Consider the following 21,005-nt stretch of genomic DNA (forward strand, 5'->3'; position numbering starts at 1 on the left):
GTGCGCTGGGAATGGGCTCAACCAGTTTCGGACGATTGCGCGGTCTTGGGCGCCGCATCGGGGTTCAAGCTTTTCAGCGCGGCCTCGCACTTGCGCTGCAAGTGCTGCCGCATGATGCCGGCCAGCCGGTCCGCGTCGCGCGCGTCCAGGGCCTCGGCCATCTCGATGTGTTCCCGCATCGCCAGATCCCATTTCTGGCGGTTCTCGTTCGACACGAAGCGCAGGTTCTGGATGCGCGCGTTCTGCGCGTCGTACAGCTGCTTGAGCAGGCTGTTGTGCGAGGCCAGGCTGATGCGTTCGTGGATGTCGCGGTTGGTGCGGAAGTAGGTGGGCAGATCGTGGCGCGCGTGGCTGGCCATCATTTCGTAGGTCAGCGCGCGGATTTCGGCGATTTCGGTATCGGTGGCGCGCTCGCACGCCAGCCGGCACGACATCGCTTCCAGCCCGCCAATCACTTCAAAGGCTTCGCGGATGTTCGCTTCCGACAGCGCCACCACCTGCGCGCCCCGGTTGGGTTCAATCTGCACCAGCCCTTCAGCCGCCAGCACCCGGAACGCTTCGCGCATTGGCGTGCGGGACACGCCCAGCATGTCGCACAAGGCGCGTTCATTTAAGCGGGAGCCGGGGGGAAATTCACCTTGGATGATGCGTTCGCGCAGCGCGCTGGCCACCGCGCCGGGCAGCGTCCGGCTGTTGCCGGCCACGCGCGCCGCCGTCGGCGCAGCGGCCTCTTGCGGCGCGTCGGGCATGGCGGAACCGGCGCGCGCCGGCCCGGCCAAATTCGGCATCAGGCTAGGATTGCTGCTCATTGGTATACCAACTTTTCCCCGTGTTTTTTTGAACTATAAACCTGTCGCAACCACTTCAATCATGGGTGTATACCCTAGGTTATCGGTGCAAAAACAATGGGATAGAGTGGCGCATGCCGCAAGTCCGCCTGCGCGGCCGGGACGGCGTCCACCGCCGGTTGAACCGCCGCGCAACTTTCGCTGGTATACAAAAATTTCCACTTTGGGGCGTCGCATGCTTTCCCTGAATTCCCATCCGTCCGGCCGGCACTTCCTGCAAATTCCGGGGCCCACCAACGTGCCCGACCGCGTCTTGCGCGCCATTGACCAGCCCACCATCGACCATCGCGGACCCGAATTCGGTGCGCTCGGACGCGCCGTGCTGGAAGGCGCCAAGCACGTCTTTCAGACGCAAGCGCCCGTGGTGATATTTCCGTCGTCCGGCACCGGCGCGTGGGAAGCGGCGCTGGTCAACACCTTGTCGCCGGGCGACCGCGTGCTGATGGTGGAAACCGGGCACTTCGCCAGCCTGTGGAAGAAGCTGGCCGGCCGTCTGGGCCTGGACGTGGATTACATCGAAGGCGACTGGCGCCATCCCGTAGACGCCGCCGTGATCGGCGCGCGGCTGGCCGAAGACACGCAGCACCGCATCAAGGCCGTGTGCGTGGTGCATAACGAAACGTCTACCGGCGTCACCAGCAACATCGCCGCTGTGCGCGCCGCGATCGACCGCGCCGCGCACCCCGCGCTGTTGATGGTGGACACGATTTCGTCGTTGGGCTCCATCGACTACCGCCACGACGAATGGGGCGTGGACGTCACCGTGGCCGGTTCGCAAAAGGGCTTGATGCTGCCACCGGGCCTGGCGTTCAACGCCGTCAGCGCGCGTGCGCTGGCCGCGGCCGACACGGCGAAGCTGCCGCGTTCCTATTGGGACTGGCGCGAAATGCTGACGGCAAACGCCAAGGGCTATTTCCCCTACACGCCGTCCACGAACCTGCTGTACGGCCTGCACGAAGCCTTGGCCATGCTGCAAGCCGAAGGCCTGCCGCGCGTGTTCGCGCGCCATGAACGGCATGCCCGCGCGACGCGTCTGGCGGTCGCGGGCTGGGGGCTGGAGCTGCTGAGCCTGGACGCGTCCGCGCACAGCCCCGCGCTGACGGCCGTGCTGCTGCCCGAGGGCCATAGCGCCGATGCGCTGCGCAAGGTCATTCTTGACCGCTTCGATATGTCGCTGGGGCAGGGGCTGGGCAAGCTCACCGACCGCATTTTCCGCATCGGCCACCTGGGCCATTTCAATGACCTGACGCTGTGCGGCACGCTGGCCGGCGTCGAGATGGGGCTGGCGGCGGCGGGCGTGCCGCACCGCTCGGGCGGCTTGCAGGCCGCCATGGAATTCTTGGCGCGCACGCCTGAAGGCGCGGCCGCCTGACACACCACACAACATAAGGGAAACCATGAACACGCTTATGCAGCAGGCGATCCAGTTCGCCAACGACCACGAATCCACCTGGGACCGCAGCGTCAAGGGCAACTTCGGCGTACACCTGAACGACCCGCCGCCCTGGAACAAGCTGCTGGGCCCCATCCATGACCGCGGCCCGGTGTCGGGCGTGGTGGTGGTGGACGGCAAGACGGTGGCGCAATGGGGCGAGCCCGAGCGCGCCGACCTGACCTTCAGCGTGGCCAAGCTGTACCTGGCGATTCTGGCGGGCGTGGCGCATGACCGCGGCCTGTTGCCCGACGTGGATGAACCCGTGGGCAAGCGCGTGCCGGGCATCGGCTTTGATGACGGCCAGAACGCCGACATCACGTGGCGCCATCTTTTGCAGCAGACGAGCGAATGGGAAGGCGAACGCTTTGGCGTGTCGGACCAGGCCGACCGCTATCGCGCCGTGACCTTCGGCGTGCCGCCCGATGGCAAGAAGGGCGACGCGCGCCCCTTGCAACGCCCCGGCACGTACTGGGAATACAACGACGTGCGCATCAACCAGCTGTCGTACGCGTTGCTGCACCTGTTTCGCAAGCCCTTGCCCGACGTCTTCCGCGAAGCCGTCACGCGCCCCATCGGCGCCAGCGAAGATTGGCAATGGGTGGGGTACGACACCGCCTGGGTCGAGATCGACGGCCAGCGCATGCCGTCCGTGCCGGGCGGCTCGCACTGGGGCGGCGGCATGTCCATCAGCGCGCGCGACCAGGCGCTGATCGGGCAGATGCTGTTGAACGATGGCCAGGCCAATGGCAAGCAGATCTTGTCGCGCGAATGGATTCAAGCGATGCGCACGCCTTGCGCCATCGCGCCGTATTACGGCTATCTGATCTGGCTGAACCACGAAGGCCGCGTGTTCCCCAGCGTGTCGGCATCCAGCTTCTTTGGCGTGGGCGCGGGCAGTTCGTTCACTTGGGTGGAACCGGAACGCAAGATGGTGGTGATCGTGCGCTGGCTGAATTCCGCGCATGCGGATGCGCTGTTCGGAAAAATCCTGGCGGCAGTTGATGCGGGCAAGGAAACGCAGGTGTAGGATGGACGCCGCGCGAGCCGCCGGCATCGGGCTCGCGCCGCGCCGACCTCATTGATCAGAAAGGAATTGACCCCATGAAATACCGCCGTCTGGGAACCAGCAACCTCCGCGTCTCGCCGCTCTGCCTGGGCACCATGATGTTTGGAGAACAGACGCCGGATGACGAGGCCGCGCGCATTGTGGCGTCGGCGCGCGACCATGGCGTCAATTTCATTGATACGGCCGACGTCTACAACGAAGGCCGTTCGGAAGAAGTGGTGGGCAAGCTGCTGCAAGGCCAGCGCCACGACTGGGTGCTGGCCAGCAAGATCGGCAACATCGTGGGCAAGGGCCCGAATCAATCGCATTACTCGCGCCAATGGCTGATGCGCGGCGTTGAGCAAAGCCTGACGCGCATGGGTACGGATTTCATGGACATCCTGTACCTGCACCGCGACTATCACGAAGAAAATCTGGAAGAGGCGCTGTGGGCGCTGGGCGACCTGATCCGCGCGGGCAAGCTGCGCAGCTTTGGCTTGTCGAACTTCCGTGGCTGGCGCATCGCGGAAGTGATGCGCCTGTGCGAAAAAATGGGCGTGCCGCAGCCGGTGGTGTGCCAGCCGTACTACAACATGCTGAATCGCGGCCCCGAGGTGGAAATTCTGCCGGCCTGCAAGCATTACGGACTGGGGGTGGTGCCGTACAGCCCCATCGCGCGCGGCGTGTTGACGGGCAAGTATCAGCCGGGCCAGGCGCCCGCGTCCGATACGCGCGCCGGCCGTGGCGACCGCCGCATGCTGGCGACCGAGTTCCGTGAAGAGTCATTGCAGATTGCGCAGCAGCTGGTGCAGCACAGCGCCACGCGTGGCGTGCAGCCGGGTCATTTCGCTACCGCGTGGGTGCTGGCCAACCCGGTCGTGACCGGCGTCATCGCCGGCCCGCGCACCTTGGCGCAGATGGAGGATTACTACGCGGCGCTGGACGTGACGATCACGCCGGAAGACGAAGCCATCGTAGACGGCTGGGTCACGCCCGGCCATGCCTCCACCCACGGCTACAACGACCCCAACTATCCGTTCTTCGGCCGCCCCGTCGCGTCGGCCTGAGTGAACTCGCGGGCGTTAGGCCGGGGCGCGCGCCGGTTCGGTGGCGATGCCGTGCAGCATCATCTGTTCCACCACCGACGCGATGCCCAGCCGGGCCACGCGCCCGCGCCGTTCGGCGTCCACCATGCTGGTCAGCACGCCGAACAACATCTCGGTTAGCGCCGCCGCCGTCATGTCCACGCGGAAGGCGCCTTCGCGCTGTCCGCGCAGAAAGAACGCATCCAACGATTCCTGGTAGCCCGACCAGCTGTTCATGATGTCGGGCTGCTGCTCGTTGTCCGGCTTCCAGTTGTACATGAGGAAGGCCGTCAATTCCTTGTGTGCGAGATTCTGATTGATCAGGTTGCGCAGCGCCTCGCGCGGCGGGGCGGAGTCCAGATGCGAGTCCGCCAGCGCCTTTTTCATGACGTGCGCGCAATGCGTGGTGAGGCGCAGGACCAGTTGGTCCCGCGTCTGACAGAAGCGATACAGCGTTGCCTTGCTGACGCCCACGGCCTTGGCCAGTTCCTGCAAGGTCGCGCGCGGCTGATCCACCATCGCCAACGCCAACGCTACCAAAAAGCGTTCGTGCCCCGCCTCGTCAGACATTGCCTGCCCCTCATCGTGTGTGTGGAATCCCCGTTTGCCGGGTATTGGAGCATGTGCGATTCACTTTGTACAAACTTTCGTGATTTTGACAAGTAAAGACTTGTGAAGCGACTTTGTTGATCTTCACAAAATCAAATGAATCATTATTGATTCAAATCAATCGTTAAGGTAGCATCGCCCACTTGGTAAATGACAGTGCCGCGGGGCGCGAGGTTACAAAAATGAAAACTCACATGAAGCGGCGCTTGCCCTTGACGGCATTGTTGGCGGCGATGGTGTTGGCCGGTTGCGGGGGCGACAAGGCCGAACCGCCCCAGGCCCAAGCGCCGCGCGCGGTTCAGGTGCTGGCGGTGCAGCCCGAGCGCTTCACGATGACCAGCGCGCTGCCGGGGCGTGTTGAACCCGTGCGGGTGGCGGAAGTGCGCGCCCGCGTGGCGGGCATCGTGCTCAGCCGCAATTTCGAAGAAGGCGCCGACGTGAAGGCGGGCGACGTGCTGTTCAGAATCGACCCCGCGCCGTTCAAGGCCGCGTTGTCGCGCGCGCAGGGCGAACTGGCCAAGGCCGATGCCGCCGTGTCCGACGCGCAGGCGATCCTGAAGCGCTACACGCCGCTGGTGAAGATCGAAGCGGTCAGCCAGCAAGACTTCGATACCGCCGTGACCACGCTGAAAAGCGCCCAAGCTGCGCGCCGTTCGGCACAGGCCGATGTGGAAACCGCGCAGTTGAATCTGGACTACGCCACGGTCAAGGCGCCCATTTCCGGCCGCATCGGCCGGGCGCAAGTGACCGAAGGCGCGCTGGTGGGCCAGAACGAAACCACCGTGATGGCGAAGATCCAGCAACTGGACCCGATCTACGTGGACTTCACCCAGCCCGTGGCCGACATGCTGCGCATGCGCGCCGCCCTGCAGAACGGCAGCCTCGCGCAGGGCGAAGGCGCAAGCATCTCCATCACCATCGACGGCACCGACGAAAAGCGCAGCGGCAAGCTGCTGTTCTCGGACATCGCGGTGGACCGGACCACCGGCCAGGTGTCGGTGCGCGGTGAATTCGCCAACCCGGACGTGCTGCTGTTGCCGGGCATGTACGTGCGCGTGCAGACGCAGCAAGGCGTGGACGCCAACGCCATTCTGGTGCCGCAGCGCGCGGTCACGCGCAGCACTGATGGCAAGCCGCAAGTGATGCTGGTGGGCAAGGACGATGTGGTGGAGTCGCGTGCGGTGCAGACCGGCGCGATGCGCGGTTCCGACTGGCACATCGTTGACGGGCTGGCCGCGGGCGACCGCGTCATCGTCGGCGGCGTATCGGCCGCCGTGCCGGGCCAGAAAGTCACGGTGGCGCCCGCCGAGCAAGCCCGCGTTGCCGCCTCTGGCGAGGCGGCCGCCCGTGCCACGAACTAATCGGCCGCCCACGCACAGCGTGCAGCCCTAAAGGTAGATCATGTCCAAGTTTTTCATTGGCCGCCCCAATTTTGCGTGGGTGGTGGCCATCTTCATTTCGCTGGCCGGCTTGCTGGCGATTCCGTCGCTGCCGGTATCGCAGTTTCCCGTCGTGGCTCCCCCGCAAGTGACCATTGCCGCCACCTACCCGGGCGCGTCCGCGTCCGTGCTGGTGGACTCGGTCACCAGCGTCATCGAGGAAGAGCTGAACGGCGCGAAGAACATGCTGTACTACGAGTCGTCCAGTAGCTCGAGCGGCAGCGCCGAAATCACCGTGACGTTCGAGCCGGGCATGGACCCGGACCTGGCGCAGGTGGACGTGCAGAACCGCATCAAGAAAGCGGAAGCGCGCCTGCCGTCGGCGGTGACGCAGCAGGGCCTGCAAGTGGAGCAGGCCAGTTCCAACTTCCTGATGATCTACGCCCTGACGTACAAGGGCGAAGACGCGCACAAGGACGTGGTGGGCTTGTCCGACTACGCCGCGCGCCACATCAACAACGAAATCCGCCGCGTCAACGGCGTGGGCAAGGTGCAGTTCTTCGGCGCCGAAGCCGCCATGCGCGTGTGGATTGATCCGCAGAAGCTGCTGGGCGTGGGCCTGTCGGTGGCCGACGTCAACGCGGCCATCGCTGCGCAAAACGTGCAGGTGCCGGCTGGCAGTTTCGGCAGCCGCCCGGGTTCGCCCGAACAAGAGCTGACGGCGACGCTCGCGGTCAAGGGCATGCTGGACACGCCGGAAGAATTCGGCAACATCGTGCTGCGCGCAAACGACGACGGCTCCACCGTGCACCTGCGCGACGTGGCGCGGCTGGAGGTGGGCCGCCAAAGCTATGACTTCGAAACCCGTTTGAACGGCAAGAAGTCGGTGGGCGCGGCCGTGCAGCTGGCGCCCGGCGCCAACGCCATCGACACGGTCAAGGCCGTGAAGGCGCGCTTGCAGGAGTTGTCCGCGTCGTTCCCTGAAGACGTGGAATTCTCGGTGCCGTTCGACACGTCGACCTTTGTCAGCGTGGCGATCACGAAGGTGGTGCACACGCTGCTGGAAGCGATGGTGCTGGTGTTTCTGGTGATGTTCCTGTTCTTGCAGAACTTCCGCTACACGCTGATCCCGACGATCGTCGTGCCGGTCTGCCTGCTGGGCACATTTGCCGTGATGTCCGTGCTGGGCTTCTCGGTGAACATGATGACGATGTTCGGCATGGTGCTGGCCATTGGCATTCTGGTGGACGACGCCATCGTGGTTGTCGAAAACGTGGAACGCATCATGGCCGAAGAGGGCTTGTCGCCGCGCGAGGCCACCATCAAGGCGATGGATCAGGTGTCGGGCGCCATCGTGGGCATCACGCTGGTGTTGTCGGCCGTGTTCCTGCCGCTGGCCTTCATGAGCGGGTCGGTGGGCGTTATTTATCAGCAGTTTTCGTTGTCGCTGGCCGTGTCGATCCTGTTCTCGGGCTTCCTGGCGCTGACCTTCACGCCGGCATTGTGCGCAACGTTCTTGAAGCCCATTCCGAAGGGCCACCACGATGAAAAGAAAGGCTTTTTCGGCGGGTTCAACCGCGTCTTCAACCGCCTGACCGGCCGCTTCGAAGCGCTGAACACGCGGCTGGTGAAGCGCACTGGCCGCTATATGGTGATCTACGTCGCCATCGTGGCGGTGCTGGGCGTGCTGTATGTGCGCGTGCCGGAGTCGTTTGTGCCGGCCGAAGACCAGGGCTATGTGATTGTTGACGTGCAGTTGCCCCCGGGCGCCACGTACACCCGCACCGACAAGGTCGTGGCGGATGTCGAGCAGCACCTGATGTCGTTGGACGCCATGGGCGACGCTTTTACTGTGATGGGTTTCAGCTTTTCTGGCACGGGCCAGAACGCGGGCATCGCGTTCCCCACGCTGAAGGACTGGTCCGAGCGCGGCAAGGGCGAAGCGGCCTCTGATGTGGCCGATGGCGTCAACGCACGCTTTGCGGCGATCGATGACGGTTCGATCATGGCCGTGAACCCGCCGCCGATCGACGGCCTGGGTAACTCCGGCGGCTTCGCGCTGCGCCTGCAAGACCGGGGCGGCTTGGGCCGCGCGGCGCTGACCGAGGCGCGCGACCAGTTGCTGGCCAAGGCCAACAGCTCGCCCGTTATCGCTTACGCGATGATGGAAGGCCTGGCGGATGCGCCTCAACTGCGCCTGGATATCGACCGCCAGAAGGCCGAGGCGCTGGGCGTGGGCTTTGACACCATCAGCACCGCGATCTCGTCGGCTTATGGTTCGGCCACGGTCAACGACTTTGCCAACGCCGGGCGCTTGCAGCGCGTGGTGGTGCAGGCCGACGTGCGTGACCGCATGACGCCCGAAAGCATTCTGATGCTGAACGTGCCGAACAAGTCGGGAGGCATGGTGCCGCTGTCCGCATTCGTGAAGACGGATTGGGAGACCGGCCCGGTGCAGATCTCGCGCTACAACGGCTACCCGGCGTTCAAGATCGCGGGCGACGCGATGCCGGGGCACAGCACGGGCGAGGCCATGGCCGTGATTGAAAAGATCGTGTCCGAACTGCCCAACGGCATTGGCTATGAATGGACGGGCTTGTCCTATCAGGAAAAATTCGCCGGAGCGCAGGCGCCGATGCTGTTTGCGCTGGCGTTCCTGGTGGTGTTCCTGTTGATGGTCGCGCTGTATGAAAGCTGGGCGATTCCCGCGTCTGTGATGCTGATCGTGCCGATTGGCGCGCTGGGCTCGGTGTTGGCGGTGACGGTGCTGGGCATGTCGAACGACGTGTACTTCAAGGTGGGCCTCATCACCATTATCGGCTTGGCGGCCAAGAACGCCATTCTGATCGTGGAGTTCGCCAAGAGCCTGCGCGAGCAGGGCCATTCCCTGGCTGACGCGGCGATTCAGGCGGCCAAGCTGCGCTTTCGCCCGATTGTGATGACGTCGCTGGCGTTCATTCTGGGCGTGGTGCCGTTGGCGCTGGCCAGCGGTGCAGGCGCGGCCAGCCAGCGCGCACTGGGCGTGGGCGTGATCGGCGGCATGCTGAGCGCCACCTTGCTGGGCGTGATTTTTGTGCCCATCTTCTTTGTCTGGGTACTGTCGCTGCTGCCCAAGAAGCGCAGCGAGCCGGCCGCGGACGCCTTGCCTGCACCGCGCACGGCCGAGGAGTGAGAGTCATGATGCAAATGAATTTTCCCCGGAGCCTGGGGGCGCTGATCCTGACGGCGGCGCTGGCTGGGTGCTCGATGGCGCCGGTCTACCAACGGCCCGACGCGCCCATTCCCACGCAGTTCGGCCAGCCGGATGCGGTGGCCCCATCGGCCGCCGCGGCATCGGCTGCCGCAGCAACGGCTGCCGCAGCATCGGCCGCTGGCACGCTGGATTGGCAGCAGTTCGTTACCGATGAGCCGCTGCGCCAACTGGTGACGCTGGCGCTGGACAACAACCGCGACCTGCGCCAGGCGGTGCTGAACATTGAAGCGGCGCGGGCGCAATACCGCATCGAACGCGCCGACCGCCTGCCGGGCATCAATGCGCAAGGCACGGGCACGCGCCAGCGGGTGCCGGGCGACTTGAACAGCACCGGCAGCGCCGGCGTGCAAAGCAGCTATCAGGCGGGTATCGGCCTGACCTCGTTCGAGATCGATCTGTTTGGCCGCGTGCGCAGCTTGTCTGACGCCGCGTTGCAGGAATATTTCGCGACCGAGGAAACCGCGCACAGCACGCGCATCAGCCTGGTGGCCGAAGTGATCCAGGCCTATCTGACGCGTGACAGTGCGCTGCGCCGGATGCTCGTCACCGAGCAGACGCTGGCCAGCCGCGAGGCGTCGCTGGAGCTGATCGTCAAACGGCGTCAGGCCGGCACCGCCACGGCGCTGGACTACCAGGAAGCGCTGGGCTTGACGGAGCAGGCGCGCGCCGAGCGCGAGCGCATGGACCGCGAAGTCCGTCAGGCGGGCAACGCGTTGGGCCTGCTGGTGGGCGTGAATGACCTGAGCCCGTACCTGCCCAAGCAACTGGCGGCCACACCCGTGCTGGTGCAGGAAATTGCCGCGGGCGCACCGTCGGAATTGCTGGAGCGCCGGCCGGACATTCTGGCTGCCGAGCATCAGCTGCAATCGCGCAACGCCAGCATCGGCGCGGCGCGCGCGGCGTTCTTTCCCAGTATCACGCTGACGGGCTTGTTTGGATCGTCCAGCGCCGACTTGTCCAATCTGTTCGACGGCGGCCAGCGCGCGTGGTCGTTCACGCCGCAGATCACGCTGCCGATTTTCTCGGGCGGCCGTAACGTGGCCAACCTGGATCTGGCGACGGTGCGCCGCGACATCGCGGTGGCGAAGTACGAGCAGACCATCCAGACCGCGTTCAAGGAAGTGGCCGATGCGTTGGCGGCCACCGACACGTTGCGCCGCGAAGAGGCGTCGCGCCGCGCGTTGGCCGAATCCAGCCAGGAAGCGATGCGCTTGTCCGAAGCCCGCTATCGCGGCGGGGTGGACAGCCACCTGCGGTATCTGGACGCGCAGCGCAGCGCGTTTACGGATCAGCTGAGCTACATCGACGTCAGCACCCAGCGCCAGATCGCGTTGGCGACCCTGTTCAAGGCGCTGGGTGGCGGCTGGACGGGAGCCCAGCCGCCCGTGGCGCAGGCTGACTGACTGACTGACGGGCGGCCCGGGGTTACGCCTTGCGCAGCCCCGGCCGCGCCAGCGGCGCCGACGACTGCGCGACCGGGTCTTCGGCGGGCTTGCCGCGCCCGATCAGCCACGCGCACCACGCCGATACGGCGCCGGCAAACAACACGTACAGGCAGATCAGCCACGGCTGCCCGCCGCCCGTTTTCAACAGCGCAGTCGCGATGATGGGCGTGATGCCGGACGCAAAGATGCCCGAGAACTGATAGACGAACGAGATCCCCGTGTAGCGCACCTTGGCGTCGAACAGCTCGCAGAACAGCGCGGCCTCGGGGCCGTACACGGCGGCGTAGAAGATGCCGAAGGGAATGATGATGGCCAGCCAGATCAGCATCACGCTGCCCTGGCTGTTCAGCATCAGCCAGAAGCCGGGAAACGACGCCAGCGCCGTAATCAGCGAGCCCCAGAAGTACACGCGCGTGCGGCCGATGCGGTCGGATAGCCGGCCAAAGAACGGGATGAAAAAGCACATCACCAACGCGGCCGCCATCACGCCTGTGAGCGCTTCGGTGCGGGTGATTTGCACCGTCTGCGTCAGGTACGAAATTGAGAACACGCCGAACACATTGAAGAACACGCCGTCGATGTAGCGCGCGCCCATGCCCTTGAAAACATTGCCCGGATAGCGCTTTAGCATGTCGAAAAAAGGAATGCGGCTTTCGGCGTTGTTGGCTTTGACAGCGGTGAATTCCGGCGTTTCCTTGATGTTCAGCCGGATGTACATACCGACCAGCACCATGGCCGCCGAGGCCAGGAACGCCACGCGCCAGCCCCAGGCCATGAACTGCTCGTCGGTCAGCAAGGTGGACAGCAGCGCCACCGTGCCGGAGGCCAGGCACAGGCCTATCGCCAGCCCGATCTGCGGCAAGGACGCGTAAAACCCTTTTTTGCCGGGCGGCGCGTATTCATAGGCCATCAGCACCGCGCCGCCCCATTCGCCGCCCAGCCCGATGCCCTGGAACACGCGCAGCAGCAACAGCAGGATGGGCGCCCAGACGCCGATGCTGTCGTAGGTGGGCACCAGCCCGATCAGAAAGGTGGACACGCCCATGATCATCAGCGTCATCACCAGCATGCTTTTGCGGCCGATGCGGTCGCCGAAGTGGCCGAAGATGAGCCCGCCCAAGGGGCGCGTCACAAAGCCCACCGCAAAGGTGGTGTAGGCCAGCATGGTGGAGACGAGCGGGTCGCCCGTGGGGAAGTACAGCTTGTTGAATACGATGCCGGCCACGACACCGTAGAGGAAGAAGTCGTACCACTCGATGGTGGCGCCGATGAGTGACGCCGTGACGACTTTGCGTACCGCGGCTTCATTTTGCTTGGGCATTGCAGTCTCCTTTGGTGGGGCGGGGTGCCGCTGCGCTTGTTTGAAGTCTTCCAGCATTAAGTCGGCCGCGCGTTCGGCCAGCATCACGACCGGCACATTGGTGTTGCCGGAGACGAGCGTGGGCATGATGGAGCAGTCCACCACGCGCAAGCCCGCCACGCCATGCACGCGCAGGCGTTCGTCCACGACGGCCATCGGATCGCTGCGCGGACCCATCTTGGCGGTGCCGGACGGGTGGAAGATGGTGGCGCCGTATTCGCGGCAGAAATGCAGGATCTCGTCGTCGGTGCGCACGTCAGGCCCGGGGCGGAATTCCCGCTTCATCAGGCTCGCCAGCGGTTCGGTGGCGGCCACTTGCCGCGCGTAACGCACGGCGGCTACCGTCATGCGCCGGTCCCATTCCGTGGACAGGTAATGGGGTTGCATGGCGGGCGCTTCGAACGGGTCGGCGCTGCGCAGGCGCACGTGGCCGCGTGACGTGGGGCGCAACTGGCAGACCGAATACGTGCAGCCCGAGAACGGGTGCACCTTGCCGCCCGCCATGTCGGCCGACAGCGTGGCGAAGTGAAACTGCGTGTCGGGCGTGCGGCTGGCGGGGTCGACACGGCAGAACAGGCCGCCCTGGTTGATGCCGACCGCCAGCGGGCCGCCTCGGAACAACAGCCATTGCAAACCCATGCCGACGCGGCCGTGCAGCGTGCGCAGTTGGTCGTTGGTGGTGATGGGCTGGGTGGTCTCGTAGATCAGCCGGATCTGCAGATGGTCTTGCAGGTTTTCTCCCACACCGGGCAGGTCGCGCACGACGGGAATGCCGAATTCGCGCAGCAGGGCGGCCGGCCCCACGCCAGACAGCTGCAACAGCTGCGGCGTTTGCAGCGCGCCGGCGCACAGCACCACTTCACGGCGCGCGCGCAACGTGCGGACCTGTCCGTCTTGCCGGTAGCGCACGCCGCAGGCGCGGCCGCCTTCGAACAGAATGGCCATGGTGTGCGCACCGGTTTCCACGCGCAGGTTGGGGCGGTCTTCGGCGGGGCGCAGGTAGGCGACGGCGGTGGAGCAGCGGCGGCCATTGCGCGTCGTCAGCTGGTAATAGCCCACGCCGTCCTGCTCGCCCGTGTTGAAGTCCCGCACGTGCGGCACCCCCAGCGTGCCGGCCGCGGCGATCAGCGCTTCCACCAGCGGATGTGGCGTTTTGATGGAGGTTGCGTTCAAGGGGCCGTCGATACCGCGCGTGGGGCCCGCGCCCAAATCATTGGTTTCCAGCTTGCGGAAATAGGGCAGGCAGTCGTCCCAGCGCCAGCCGGGGTTGCCGGCATCGGCCCAGGCATCGTAGTCGCTGCGCTGGCCGCGAATGTAGATGAGTCCGTTGATGGCGCTGGACCCGCCCAGCGTGCGCCCGCGTGGCCAGTAGATGCGGCGGCCAAGCATGTTGGGGTCGGGGTCGGTGTAGTAGCCCCAGTTCACCACCTTGTGGAACATCGTCTTGCCGTAGCCGATGGGGATGTGTATCCACGGATACGTGTCGCGGGGGCCGGCTTCCAGCAGGCAGACGGCGTGCGCGCCGTCGGCGCTTAGCCGGTTGGCCATCACGCATCCGGCCGAGCCGGCGCCCACCACGATGACATCCACGGTATCGGACATATCGCCTTGTCTCCCTGTTATCGCCCGGCTGCAAGACCGGGGCGGAACGGCGCGTTTTCCCTGCTTGCCGCAGCGGGGCGCACTTATATACTGGGTCGGTCCCGCCGGCTTCGCGCGGTGTGCGACGTGGCCGGGATCTGTGACGATTCTAGGAATCAGGCGCGTAGAACAAAGCACAACACGCGTGGGGGCAGACAAATGGAACGGAACATGCAACTTCGGTTTCAAAATCGCAGTGCAGCATCGGCGGCGGCTGCGCAGCCGCCGGAGCCCGCCGCCCAACAGCAAGAGGCCGCGCGGTCATTACGCGCGCTGATCGTGCTGGAGCATCTGGCGCGCGCGCAGCATCCGCCCACCTTGGCGCAACTGGCGCAACGGCTGGACATGCCCAAGACCACCTTGATGCGTTTGTTGGCCGCGATGCAGCGCACGGGTTTCGTGGCGGCAACGCCCACCGAACACGGCTTTGTGCCCGGGCCGCAAGCCACCTCGCTGGCGCTGGCGACGTTGCGCGCATCGGCATTCACGCGCGCGTGCCGCGCGGTGCTGGCGCAACTGGTGGGCGCCTTGGGCGAAACCTGCAACCTGACGGCGCCCGACGGCGATCGCGTGGTCTATATGGAACGCGTGGAAACGTCGGAGCCCTTGCGTCTGTTTTTCGCGGTGGGCAGCCACGTGCCGATGCACTGCACGGCCAGCGGCAAGTTGTTCCTGGCGTCCATGAACCGGCTGGAGCGCGGCCGCGTGCTGGCGCGTTTGCCCTTGACGCGCAACACGCCGCGCACGTTGACGGACCCGGCGCAGTTGGAAGAAGAGTTAGAACGCCTGGCCGCGCGCGGCATCGGTATCGACAACGAAGAATTTGTGCGCGGCATGAGCGCGGTGGCGGTGCCGGTCAGAGACGCCGAAGACCGTGTCGTGGCGGCCGTGGCCTGCCATGCGCCAACCGCGCGCGTGATGCTGGACGATCTTCTGCGCGCCGTGCCGGTGATGCAACGCGCGGCGCAATCGCTGCATGACGTGCTGGCCTTGCATCGGCCGGGCAGCTGATGCAAGGCGAAGGCAGCCGCTTAGATCGTCACATGCGCGCGCGCCGCACCTCGCCGCGACACGCTTTCCCACACGGCGACGGCCATCATGATCAGCGTGGTCAGGCCGCCCACCATCAGGTTGTCGGTGACAAACGACACGGGCGCCAGCACCGCCAGCAACACCAGCCCCACCACGTGCGACAGCGGAAAGCGCGCATACACCACCGTCTTGTAGATGGCGTTACCCAGCAGGTACAGCGCCGGGCCGCCGATCAGCGCGGCGGCGGCGGGCGGGGTGATGCGGCCATCCGGGTGCAGGATGACCAGCTCGTTGGCCACGGCTGACACGATCACTCCCGCAATCAGAATGACGTGCACATAGTGGAAGTACGCGCCGATACGCCCCGGGTCGTTGGAGTGCACGATGGCCTCGCTGCCGTCCTTGCTGCTGGTGTCGAAGTACACCCACCACATGGCCGCCGTTCCCAGAAACGCGACCAGCAGCGCAATCAAGGTGGGAATGTCCCAATGCGGGTGCTCGCCCAGCGTGGCGCCCGTGATCAGCAGCGTTTCACCCAACGCCACGATCACGAACAGCTGGCAGCGTTCGGCCAGATGGCCGCCTTCGATCGTCCAGTCGCTGGTATGGGAACGGCCCATGCCGGGCAGCCGGAAGCCGATCATCGGCGAAATGTATTCGCAGGCCACGGCCAGTATCCATAGCGCCAGACGCCATTGCCCGGACGCCAGGCCGCCTGCAATCCACAGCACGGCGGAAATGCACAGCCAGCCCAGCATGCGCCGGAAGTTATCGGACAGCGGATGCTTGCGGCCCAGGTGCAGCACGATGAAGACCGTGCGGCCGACCTGGATCAACGCGTAGCAGATGGCGAAGATCAGCCCGTTTTCGCCGAACGCGCCGGGCAGCACGGCGGCGGCGATCAAGCCCACCAGCATCACCGCGAACAGCATGATGCGCATGGGAATGGCGTCGGGGTCGAACCAGTTTGTGACCCAGCAGGTGTATTGCCACCCGAGCCACACGGCGAACCACAGCACCAGCGTTTGCACCGCGCCCATCAGCGTCAGGTCGTGCAGCAGGCTGTGAGACAGCTGGGTGACGGCAAAGACGTAAACCAGGTCGAAGAACAGCTCGACGTAGGTGACGCGGGCTTCATGGCCGTCGCGGCGGCGTAGCAACGTGGCGCTGGCAAGAAAAGTCATGGCGGGCGCTTCCTGTGGAATGGAGCGCTGCCAGATTACTGCAAGGTTCGCGTGGAAGAATGCAAAAGATTTAAAAGCTGTGGGACGTTTGCCGCGTCACTGCGTCAATCGGCCGCCGCTTAGCATCCAACGCGTTCCAAACCGGTCGATGAGCGCCCCGTAGGCTTCCGCCCAGAACGTTTTTTGCAGCGGCATCGTGACGTTGCCGCCGTCGGCCAGTTGGTCGAAGACGCGTTGCGCGTCAGAAACGGTGGGGTAGACCAGCGCCAGCGCCATGCCTTTTTTGCCGGGGTAGGGGTGGCCTGCCGTGGCGTCGCTGGCCAGCAGCGTTTGTTCGTCCAGCGCCAGCCGGGCGTACATGATGCGTTCGGCGTCGTCGGGCGACAGGGCGGGCATGGCGGCGTCGGCGGGGGCGTCGGCGTAGCGGATCAGCGCCTCGATGCGGCCGCCCAGCACGCGTTCATAGAAGCGCATGGCGTCGGCGCAGTTGCCGTCAAAGCTGAGGTAGGCGGAGAGTTGGGGCATGATGTTTCCCGTGTGGGGACCGGGCCGTGGCCGATCTATGATGGAAGGCCCGATTCACGCTGCCGGCGGGCCTGGCGACTGTTTGCACTGTAGCTTGCCCCGCGTATTTTCGGCCCTGAACGGCCCAGAACGGCCTTAACCCATAGGAACCACGGCATGAGCACGGTCAAATTGTTATCGGACGATGAGGTCCGCAAGCACCCGGACGCCTGGGCGGTGTTCGAAGATATTCGTGCAACCCGCAAGTCGGATTTCGTCAACAATTTCTGGCGCGCGCTGGCCAATGACCCGCCGCAACTGCAACGCGTGTGGGCGCAACTTAAGCAGGTGATGATGGCCGACGGCGAGCTTTCGCCGCTGGTGCGTGAAATGATCTACATCGCGGTATCCACCGCCAACGGCTGCTCGTACTGCGTGCATTCGCACACGGCCGCCGCCCGGGCCAAGGGCATGACCGATGGCCAGCACGCCGAACTGCTGTCAGTGATAGGCATGGCGGCGCAAACCAATGCGATGGTGACGGCCATGCAAGTGCCGGTGGACGCCGCCTTCGACGTCAAGTAGGAGACAGCCATGGCGCTGATTCCGCTGTTCCCCTTATCCAATGCGCTGTTTCCCGCCGGCGTGCTGCACCTGCGTATTTTCGAGGTGCGCTACCTGGATATGATCCGCCGCTGTATCGCGGAGGGCAGCGAATTCGGCGTGGTGGGCCTGCTGGCGGGCAGAGAGGTCCGTACGCCCGAGGGCGAGGAGACCCTCGCGCCCGTAGGCACGATGGCGCGGATCGCGTCATGGGAAGCGCCGATGCCCGCCTTGCTGCAAGTGCGCTGCGTGGGCACGAGCCGTTTCCGGCTGCTTTCCAGCAAGGTGGCAAAATACGGCCTTTGGATGGGCCAGACCGAGCCCATCGCCGACGACCCGCCCACGCCCGTGCCAGCGGCCATGCAGCCCAGCGCCGATGCGCTGGGGCGTCTGGTGGCCCAATGGCAGCAAGAGGGCGTTCCCGCTGAAAGAATGCCGCTGGCGCCGCCATACCGGCTGGATGACAGCGGCTGGGTGGCAGACCGCTGGTGCGAGCTGCTGCCCTTGCCGCCGGACGACAAGGCTGTATTACTGGGCCTGACCGACCCCGTGGCGCGGCTGGCGGCCATTCAGGATCTGCTGCGAGGCCAGGGGCTGACGTAGCGGAAGTTGGCAAGACACCTATTGGACATCATGGATATCAGGATTGACGAGGGCCTGCGCGCCTATATAGACCCTTTGACCGAAGACGAGCACGAGGCGCTGGAGCGCAGCCTGCTGGCCGAGGGCTGCCGCGACGCGCTGGTGCTGTGGGGCGACCTGCTGGTGGACGGCCACAACCGTTACGCCATTTGCAAGAAGCACGGCATCGAATTCCAGACGCGTCAGAACACGACGTTCAAGTCGATGGAAGACGTGCATCTGTGGATGATCGAAAACCATCTGGGCCGGCGCAGCGTGTCGGACTTCCAGCGCGGGGTGCTGGCCTTGCGTAAGAAGGAAATTTTGCTGGCGCGCACGCCGCCGGAAGGCAGCGCGCCGGCTGACGCCGCCGCCAACGGCGCTTCGGCAGATGGCTCGCCGCCTTGGGACGAGGATGACACGGGCGCAGCCGGCGCTGACAATGCGCCGCGCCTGCCGCCCAATATCTCGTGGACGCCGCCCGTGCCTAGCCGTCAGGCCTTGGCGCGCGCCGCCCGGATCAGCAGCAATACGCTGGGCCAGATCGAAAAAATCCAGAAGGAAGCCGCGCCGGAACTGGTGCAGGCGGTAAAGGCGGGGGCGATTTCGATCAACGCCGCCGCGGCGGTCGCGTCCTTGCCGCCCGAGCGTCAGGCCGCCGCCGTAGCCGGGGGCAGGAAAGAGCTGCAACAGGCTGCGCGCGAAGTGCGCCTGGCCAAAGCCCCGCCGCCGCGTGAAGCGCCGCCCGAGGTGCCGATTGAAAGCATCGAGGACTTGCCCGCTGAGGTCGCACGCCTGCGTGGCGTGCTGACGCGCGTGACGGAAGAACGCGATCAGCTGAAAAAGAAAGTTCAGCATCTGACGGTAGCGCTGGCAGAGGCCCGCCAAGCCATCAGCGGCGGCGACGACTGAATGCGATGCACGAATTAGGGATTACCCTAATCGCTGTTATGTACGAATAAAATTCCTGAATCGCTGGGAATTTATATCGTTTTGAGGAAAGGCATGTGGGGCTTTGTAATGCATGTTCGCTTAATCGCCTCACGCATTCACCCCTGACTTTCCTTATGAATCCCATCGGATACCGCATTCTTTCCCGGCCCGCCCAGGCCGTCGCCGCTGACGTGCTGGCGGGCTTTGCCGAGATCGGCTCGGCCCAGATCAGCGACTGCATGAACCGCCTGTATGGCGTGTCGGGCCTGCGCCCGATGCATGCCGCCACGCGCCGCACTGTCGGCCTGGCGCTTACCGTCAAGACCCGCCCCGGCGATAACCTGATGATCCACAAGGCGATTTCGCTGGGTGGCGCGGGTGACGTCATCGTGGTCGACGGCTCGGGCGACACCAGCAACGCGCTGGTCGGCGAACTGATGATGATGGACGCGCAATCGCGCGGCATCGAAGGCTTCGTGATCGACGGCGCCGTGCGCGACTTCGACGTGTTCGCCCAGGGTGAATTCGGCTGCTTCGCGCGCGCCGTGTCGCATAAGGGTCCGTACAAGGATGGCCCGGGCGAAATCAACGTTCCCGTGTCCGTGGGCGGCCAAGTGGTCAACCCGGGCGACGTGGTCGTGGGCGACGCCGATGGCGTGGTGGTGATTCCCGCCGAACTCGCCGCCGCCGTGCTGGCCCTGGCGCAGAAGAAGGAAGCCGACGAAGCCGTGGCCAAGGAAAAGCTGCGCGCTGGCACCTACACCAAGCCCTGGCTGGAAAAGACGCTGGCCGAGAAGATGGGAGCCGCCAAATGAGCATCGTTGCCGACCGCATCAAGCGCATCAAGCTGTCGCCCAGCGTGGCCGCGCGCGCCATCATTGCCGAACTGCGCGAGCAAGGCCGCCGCATCATCGACCTGACGATTGGCGAGCCGGACTTTTCGACGCCGGAACATATCCGCCAGGCCGCCACCGCCGCCATGAACCGCGGCGAAACCAAGTACCCGCCGGCCCAAGGCACGGTGGCGCTGCGCAAGGCCGCCCGCGGCCATCTGCTGGAGGCGACGGGGGTGGACTACCCGGTCTCGCAGATCATCGTCAGCACCGGCGCCAAACAGGTGATTTTCAACGGCCTGGCCGCCACGCTGAACGACGGCGATGAAGTGCTGATTCCCGCGCCGTTCTGGGTGTCGTACCCCGACATGGTGCTGGTGAACGGCGGCGTGCCGGTCGCCGTGGAAACCTCGCCCGCTACCGATTACAAGGTCACCCCGGAAGCCCTGGAACGCGCCATCACGCCGCGCACCAAGTGGCTGATGATGAATGCGCCCAGCAACCCGACGGGCTCGGTCTACACCGCCGACGAACTGCGCGGCCTGACGGAAGTGCTCAAGCGCCATCCGCACGTCTGGCTGATGACGGACGACATCTACGCCCGCCTGAATTTCACCGGCGAACCCACGGTGCACCCGCTGCAAGTCGCGCCGGAACTGGCCGCCCGCACGCTGGTGGTGAACGGCGTGTCCAAGGCTTACGCCATGACCGGCTGGCGCATCGGCTACGGCGCCGCGCCTGACGAACTGATCAAGGCGATGGCCATTCTGCAATCGCAAAGCACGTCGGGCGCGTCGTCGGTGAGCCAGGCGGCGGCGCTGGAAGCGTTGTCAGGCCCGCAGGACTGCGTGGCGGAATTCGCCAAGGTGTTCCGCGAACGCCGCGACCTGGCGATTGCCGAACTGTCCGGCGCGCCGGGCCTGGAGATCGTTGTGCCGCAAGGCGCGTTCTACGTCTTCCCGGATTGCTCGGGCCTGCTGGGCAAGAAGACGCCTGCGGGCGACGTCATCGCCACCGACACCGACCTGACGCACTACCTGCTGCGCGAAGCCGGCGTGGCCGTCATCGATGGCCATGCTTACGGCGCGCCGGGCACGTTCCGGCTGTCGTTCGCGGCGTCGCTGGATGACATCAAACAAGGCTGCTCGGCCATTCGCGACGCCTGCGCCAAGCTGGTTTGATCCCGCGCCGCGCC

17 protein-coding genes and 1 pseudogene are annotated in these 21,005 nt (G+C 65.3%); 12 read left to right on the top strand and 6 right to left on the bottom strand.

Going from position 1 to position 21,005, the window contains the following annotated elements; genetic code table 11:
- Positions 1-17: 17 nt before the first annotated feature.
- On the bottom strand, positions 18-749 hold the full coding sequence (locus ACFZAI_RS14830; RefSeq protein ID WP_391567864.1) for a GntR family transcriptional regulator: 732 nt from the start codon (positions 747-749) through the stop codon (positions 18-20).
- Between the two features lie 274 nt (positions 750-1,023).
- Here ACFZAI_RS14830 and ACFZAI_RS14835 point away from each other — a divergent pair, with 274 nt between their 5' ends.
- From ACFZAI_RS14835 to ACFZAI_RS14845, 3 genes are all read left to right on the top strand, one after another.
- Entirely contained in the window at positions 1,024-2,220 is a 1,197-nt protein-coding gene (locus ACFZAI_RS14835; RefSeq protein ID WP_391567573.1) for a pyridoxal-phosphate-dependent aminotransferase family protein, read from the top strand.
- A 25-nt stretch (positions 2,221-2,245) separates the two neighbouring features.
- Positions 2,246-3,310, top strand: a complete 1,065-nt coding sequence (locus ACFZAI_RS14840; RefSeq protein WP_391567574.1) for a serine hydrolase domain-containing protein — start codon at positions 2,246-2,248, stop codon at positions 3,308-3,310.
- A gap of 74 nt (positions 3,311-3,384) precedes the next feature.
- A complete protein-coding gene (locus tag ACFZAI_RS14845) occupies positions 3,385-4,395 on the top strand; it encodes an aldo/keto reductase (protein ID WP_391567575.1) in 1,011 nt (336 codons plus the stop codon).
- Between the two features lie 15 nt (positions 4,396-4,410).
- On the opposite strand, the gene ACFZAI_RS14850 is transcribed toward ACFZAI_RS14845, so the two are convergent.
- Positions 4,411-4,983 (bottom strand): TetR/AcrR family transcriptional regulator, encoded by a 573-nt coding sequence (locus ACFZAI_RS14850; RefSeq protein ID WP_391567576.1) that lies wholly within the window; start codon positions 4,981-4,983, stop codon positions 4,411-4,413.
- Positions 4,984-5,204: 221 nt separating this feature from the next.
- Between ACFZAI_RS14850 and ACFZAI_RS14855 the strand changes: the two genes are divergently transcribed.
- From ACFZAI_RS14855 to ACFZAI_RS14865, 3 genes are read left to right on the top strand one after another with little or no spacing between them, the layout of a single operon-like run.
- Positions 5,205-6,383 carry an efflux RND transporter periplasmic adaptor subunit gene (locus ACFZAI_RS14855; protein ID WP_391567577.1) on the top strand — a complete coding sequence of 393 codons (1,179 nt, stop codon included), beginning with the start codon at positions 5,205-5,207 and terminating at the stop codon, positions 6,381-6,383.
- A gap of 40 nt (positions 6,384-6,423) precedes the next feature.
- Positions 6,424-9,573 carry a multidrug efflux RND transporter permease subunit gene (locus ACFZAI_RS14860; RefSeq protein WP_391567578.1) on the top strand — a complete coding sequence of 1,050 codons (3,150 nt, stop codon included), beginning with the start codon at positions 6,424-6,426 and terminating at the stop codon, positions 9,571-9,573.
- 5 nt (positions 9,574-9,578) lie between these two features.
- A complete protein-coding gene (locus ACFZAI_RS14865) occupies positions 9,579-11,057 on the top strand; it encodes an efflux transporter outer membrane subunit (protein ID WP_391567579.1) in 1,479 nt (492 codons plus the stop codon).
- 22 nt (positions 11,058-11,079) lie between these two features.
- On the opposite strand, the gene ACFZAI_RS14870 is transcribed toward ACFZAI_RS14865, so the two are convergent.
- A complete protein-coding gene (locus ACFZAI_RS14870) occupies positions 11,080-12,420 on the bottom strand; it encodes an MFS transporter (RefSeq protein ID WP_391567866.1) in 1,341 nt (446 codons plus the stop codon).
- Positions 12,421-14,061 (bottom strand): annotated as a pseudogene (locus ACFZAI_RS14875) (GMC family oxidoreductase); the annotation flags it as partial.
- Positions 14,062-14,259: 198 nt separating this feature from the next.
- Here ACFZAI_RS14875 and ACFZAI_RS14880 point away from each other — a divergent pair.
- The gene (locus ACFZAI_RS14880) at positions 14,260-15,111 is read left to right on the top strand and encodes an IclR family transcriptional regulator (RefSeq protein WP_391567580.1); all 852 of its coding nucleotides are present in this window, start codon (positions 14,260-14,262) and stop codon (positions 15,109-15,111) included.
- Positions 15,112-15,131: 20 nt separating this feature from the next.
- Here ACFZAI_RS14880 and ACFZAI_RS14885 read toward each other — a convergent pair whose 3' ends face one another.
- Both ACFZAI_RS14885 and ACFZAI_RS14890 read right to left on the bottom strand, forming a co-directional pair.
- Positions 15,132-16,316 carry a low temperature requirement protein A gene (locus ACFZAI_RS14885; protein ID WP_391567581.1) on the bottom strand — a complete coding sequence of 395 codons (1,185 nt, stop codon included), beginning with the start codon at positions 16,314-16,316 and terminating at the stop codon, positions 15,132-15,134.
- Positions 16,317-16,412: 96 nt separating this feature from the next.
- The gene (locus ACFZAI_RS14890; protein WP_391567582.1) at positions 16,413-16,841 is read right to left on the bottom strand and encodes a VOC family protein; all 429 of its coding nucleotides are present in this window, start codon (positions 16,839-16,841) and stop codon (positions 16,413-16,415) included.
- A gap of 156 nt (positions 16,842-16,997) precedes the next feature.
- On the opposite strand from ACFZAI_RS14890, the gene ACFZAI_RS14895 reads away from it, so the two are divergent.
- From ACFZAI_RS14895 to ACFZAI_RS14915, 5 genes are all read left to right on the top strand, one after another.
- Positions 16,998-17,405: a carboxymuconolactone decarboxylase family protein gene (locus tag ACFZAI_RS14895; RefSeq protein ID WP_391567583.1), complete on the top strand. Its 408-nt coding sequence runs from the start codon at positions 16,998-17,000 to the stop codon at positions 17,403-17,405.
- Between the two features lie 9 nt (positions 17,406-17,414).
- Positions 17,415-18,026 (top strand): LON peptidase substrate-binding domain-containing protein, encoded by a 612-nt coding sequence (locus tag ACFZAI_RS14900; RefSeq protein ID WP_391567584.1) that lies wholly within the window; start codon positions 17,415-17,417, stop codon positions 18,024-18,026.
- Between the two features lie 30 nt (positions 18,027-18,056).
- Positions 18,057-18,956, top strand: coding sequence for a hypothetical protein (locus tag ACFZAI_RS14905; RefSeq protein ID WP_391567585.1), 900 nt, complete (start codon positions 18,057-18,059; stop codon positions 18,954-18,956).
- Between the two features lie 155 nt (positions 18,957-19,111).
- Positions 19,112-19,792, top strand: coding sequence for an RraA family protein (locus ACFZAI_RS14910; RefSeq protein ID WP_391567586.1), 681 nt, complete (start codon positions 19,112-19,114; stop codon positions 19,790-19,792).
- Positions 19,789-20,991: an aminotransferase class I/II-fold pyridoxal phosphate-dependent enzyme gene (locus tag ACFZAI_RS14915; RefSeq protein ID WP_391567587.1), complete on the top strand. Its 1,203-nt coding sequence runs from the start codon at positions 19,789-19,791 to the stop codon at positions 20,989-20,991. Before ACFZAI_RS14910 ends, ACFZAI_RS14915 begins: the two co-directional genes overlap by 4 nt.
- Positions 20,992-21,005: the final 14 nt, after the last annotated feature.

The sequence above is a fragment of the Achromobacter sp. NPDC008082 genome (assembly GCF_042957345.1).
Taxonomy (GTDB): Bacteria; Pseudomonadota; Gammaproteobacteria; order Burkholderiales; family Burkholderiaceae_B; genus Achromobacter; species Achromobacter kerstersii_A.

Coding starts and splice junctions, on each gene's coding strand:
- ACFZAI_RS14835 (WP_391567573.1), top strand. CDS start 1,024: ATGCTTTCCCTGAATTCCCATCCGTCCGGCCGGCACTTCCTGCAAATT.
- ACFZAI_RS14910 (WP_391567586.1), top strand. CDS start 19,112: ATGAATCCCATCGGATACCGCATTCTTTCCCGGCCCGCCCAGGCCGTC.
- ACFZAI_RS14850 (WP_391567576.1), bottom strand. CDS start 4,983: ATGTCTGACGAGGCGGGGCACGAACGCTTTTTGGTAGCGTTGGCGTTG.
- ACFZAI_RS14860 (WP_391567578.1), top strand. CDS start 6,424: ATGTCCAAGTTTTTCATTGGCCGCCCCAATTTTGCGTGGGTGGTGGCC.
- ACFZAI_RS14895 (WP_391567583.1), top strand. CDS start 16,998: ATGAGCACGGTCAAATTGTTATCGGACGATGAGGTCCGCAAGCACCCG.
- ACFZAI_RS14905 (WP_391567585.1), top strand. CDS start 18,057: ATGGATATCAGGATTGACGAGGGCCTGCGCGCCTATATAGACCCTTTG.
- ACFZAI_RS14830 (WP_391567864.1), bottom strand. CDS start 749: ATGCCCGACGCGCCGCAAGAGGCCGCTGCGCCGACGGCGGCGCGCGTG.
- ACFZAI_RS14890 (WP_391567582.1), bottom strand. CDS start 16,841: ATGCCCCAACTCTCCGCCTACCTCAGCTTTGACGGCAACTGCGCCGAC.
- ACFZAI_RS14855 (WP_391567577.1), top strand. CDS start 5,205: ATGAAAACTCACATGAAGCGGCGCTTGCCCTTGACGGCATTGTTGGCG.
- ACFZAI_RS14900 (WP_391567584.1), top strand. CDS start 17,415: ATGGCGCTGATTCCGCTGTTCCCCTTATCCAATGCGCTGTTTCCCGCC.
- ACFZAI_RS14865 (WP_391567579.1), top strand. CDS start 9,579: ATGATGCAAATGAATTTTCCCCGGAGCCTGGGGGCGCTGATCCTGACG.
- ACFZAI_RS14880 (WP_391567580.1), top strand. CDS start 14,260: ATGGAACGGAACATGCAACTTCGGTTTCAAAATCGCAGTGCAGCATCG.
- ACFZAI_RS14845 (WP_391567575.1), top strand. CDS start 3,385: ATGAAATACCGCCGTCTGGGAACCAGCAACCTCCGCGTCTCGCCGCTC.
- ACFZAI_RS14885 (WP_391567581.1), bottom strand. CDS start 16,316: ATGACTTTTCTTGCCAGCGCCACGTTGCTACGCCGCCGCGACGGCCAT.
- ACFZAI_RS14870 (WP_391567866.1), bottom strand. CDS start 12,420: ATGCCCAAGCAAAATGAAGCCGCGGTACGCAAAGTCGTCACGGCGTCA.
- ACFZAI_RS14840 (WP_391567574.1), top strand. CDS start 2,246: ATGAACACGCTTATGCAGCAGGCGATCCAGTTCGCCAACGACCACGAA.
- ACFZAI_RS14915 (WP_391567587.1), top strand. CDS start 19,789: ATGAGCATCGTTGCCGACCGCATCAAGCGCATCAAGCTGTCGCCCAGC.